This is a genomic window from Bradyrhizobium sp. UFLA05-112, from assembly GCF_053572325.1.
This window is the reverse complement of record NZ_JBANBK010000234.1, coordinates 1-517: the sequence shown is the minus strand read 5'-3', so window position 1 is coordinate 517 and position 517 is coordinate 1. Positions and strand designations below refer to the sequence as shown.

The window sequence follows — 517 nt, the reverse complement described above, 5'->3', positions numbered from 1 at the left end:
GCGGGATCAGAAAACTCGGCGTCCCCTGTGTCGTCGACCGCCTGATTCAACAAGCCATGCTGCAAGTTCTCCAAGAGCGATGGGATCCGACGTTCTCGGAGCACAGTTTCGGATTTCGGCCGGGGCGGTCCGCCCACCAGGCTGTAGCCCAGGCACAGCGTTACATCGCCGATGGCTACAACGTAGTGGTTGATCTCGATCTGGAAAGATTTTTCGACCGAGTTAACCACGACATCCTGATGTCGCGCGTCGCCGCACGAATACCTGATAAACGCGTGCTCAAGCTTATCCGGGCATTCCTGAATGCCGGGGTATTGGAAGACGGTTTGGTCCGACCGGTGGACGAAGGGACCCCGCAAGGCGGTCCGCTCTCGCCCTTCCTCAGCAATATCGTGCTCGACGACCTCGACAAGGAATTGGCTCGACGTGGTCACCGGTTCTGCCGTTACGCGGATGACTGCAACATCTATGTTCGCAGCCTCCACGCCGGCGAAAGAGTGAGGGCCTCGATAAGCCG

The 517-nt window shown here is 58.8% G+C and carries 1 protein-coding gene; it reads left to right on the top strand.

Annotated elements, in window-relative coordinates:
• Nucleotides 1-517 (top strand): reverse transcriptase domain-containing protein (locus SO180_RS42535; protein ID WP_449384730.1); only part of this gene is annotated, 517 nt, incomplete at both ends.